This is a genomic window from Streptomyces sp. NPDC054796 (genome assembly GCF_053611545.1).
On record NZ_JBSHAO010000145.1, the window covers coordinates 1 to 2382 of the forward strand.

Genomic DNA, 2382 nt, shown 5'->3' on the forward strand with positions numbered 1-2382 from the left:
GGGGTCAAGGAGTACGCGTAATCGAACGAGGACGCGGGGAGCCTCCAGACGTTCGTACGGCTTGTAGACCGCTACACGCCCCAGGGTCTGATCAATATGATCCGCGACCTGGTTCCGGAGGACGCTCGCGACGAGGAGTCCCGCCCTGAACTGGTCGTCTCCACGGCCCACAAGTCCAAGGGCCGCGAATGGGACCGAGTCCAGATCTGGAGCGACTTCCCCCAGCCCAAGGAGGACACGAAGACGGGCGAACTCGTCCTGCCTGCACAGGACAAACTGCGCCTGGCCTACGTGACGGTGACCCGTGCCAGAAAACGCCTCGACATCGGGTCCCTCGGTTGGATCCAGGCCACCGGCCCCCTCGCGGACGCTCTCCCGACCGAGGCCACTGCCACTCCGACACCCGAGCAGGCCGCATCCGCCCCCGTCGCCGACGAGACCGCCCCCGAACCCTCCCTGCCTCCAGCCTCCCCTGTGGCAGCAGAGGCTGCGGTACCGGACCCTGGTCCCGGAGAGCCGTCTGAGCGTGCGACCGCCGAGCCGCAAGACAACGAGCCCGCCGTCCCGACTTTCTCGGCCCCTGCTGCCCCTGAACCGACCGACGAAGCCGAAACCACGACGGCATCCACGTCGATCGAACGGCCGGAACCCGGCCCTCCGGAGCAGCGCGATCCAATCTCCCCCGCCCTGCAGGACCCGGGCGACCCCCTCAACGGCGCAGACCAGCCGTCGCTCTTCGCACGGAGGGAAGAAGAGGAAGGCAACACAGCGACCGACGAGCTGGCCACTGCCCCCGCCGCGCAGGACGCCGACCAGAGCGTCGCCCCCTTGCCCTGGGACGATCAGAAGATCAAAAAGCGCGGCGCCGCAGGAATCCGCCGTGGACAGAAGAATGAGATCCCCAACCTCGCCCGTGAACTGCGCGAGGCCCTCGGCGACAACCGGGTCCGCGATGTCTGGGAACAGGACTATCCCTGGGCCCAGTATGAGGAGAACCTTCGGCACACTCAGCGCCAGCTCCTAGTGTCAGATGCCGCCCTCAACACCCTGGTGACCCAGGCTGCGGAGCAACTGCGCGCCCAGATCGACCAGCTCGCCACCGAGGCCCTCAACGCCTTCGAGGCCCTGATCCAATCCCGAGCCGCCGATCCGGGCCAGTTGGCCGAACTCGATGCCCAGCTCGCTGACGCGCACCGCCTGCCAGAACTCACCGACCCACTCGTTCGCCAAGCCTTGATCCTCTGTCTGGAGGCCGTAGACAACATCGAGCGCGCAGCACGCAGCCGCAAGGTCAGGGTCGCAGCCGCACGAGATGCCTTGGAGCAGGTCATGGGGCTCGCCGGTACTTCGTACAGCCCCGACGGCCAGCAGGTGTGGCCGAACGTGGACGCGGCTCTGGCGCCCGTCAAGGTGCAGGTGGACCGGGCTCGCGAACGCATCGCCGAGTCGTCCAACTCAACGATTACCGAGCAGTACGCCCGGCTCCGTGCGCTCATCGCCACCCACGAGGCGCAGCTGGGCGCGGAGCCCCAGACCGAGGACGCGCCAGCGCCCGCCGCCGAGAACACCGGCGGACCGCTGGCCCACGCCGAGGAGGCGCGCACACCCGAGCCACTGAGCGACCGGGACATCGCCGCGGCTCTAGGCCAACTCACTCCGTGGGACTTCGGCCAGCTGATCTTCGAAATGGGCCAGAAGAAGAAGTCGACTTCCCAGCTGTACGAGGGCTGGATTCGCCTGCCATCGGAACCTGGTTACAACGAGGAGGGCAACGAATTCGCCAGTGCGTACGCTCGAAGCGGTGCCATCGAGGTCGACGTTAAGACCAGTGACGACGTCATGACAGCGATCCGCGCCGGACGGCTGACCCTGCCCCAGGTCCTTGTATGGCTCCTTCCGGCTCTACCGCCGGAACGGCGTCAACTGGTAGCGACGGCCTGGCGGACCAGAAACGCCATGTCCCGCAGTGCGCGGGGCTTCGAGGTCATCGGCGAGTCGGGCCGCTCCGATGCGGCTGGCGAGGAGCTGTGGCGCGTCCTCCGCGACACCAAGGCCACCGTGATCAAGGAGGCTCTGGAGGCTCACCTCACGGGTACGGCAGACGAACGAGTCGCACGGATCCGGGCCGCCGAGAACTGGGAGCAGGGGCAGATGCTGCCGCTGGACTTCGACGGCATGGAAGACTCCTCCGCCGACAGTGCCACGTTGGAGCGAGTGACCGCGCTCAGGGCGCTGCTGCCCGACCAACGTAACGGCGTCTGCCGCCTCGGTGAACTCAAACCGGGTGACTGCATCACCGACGTGTCCGAGGAACATCTGCCGTTCATCGTTCGAGAGCGCCCCGTCGCCAGTGCTGACACCGAAGTCTTTGTCGTTGGGGAC

1 protein-coding gene is annotated in these 2382 nt (G+C 67.1%); it reads left to right on the plus strand.

Going from position 1 to position 2382, the window contains the following annotated elements; genetic code table 11:
• Positions 1 to 96 precede the first annotated feature (96 nt).
• Positions 97 to 2382: 3'-5' exonuclease (locus ACWGJ2_RS40230; protein WP_453351381.1), on the plus strand; the 2286-nt coding region annotated here is incomplete at its 3' end.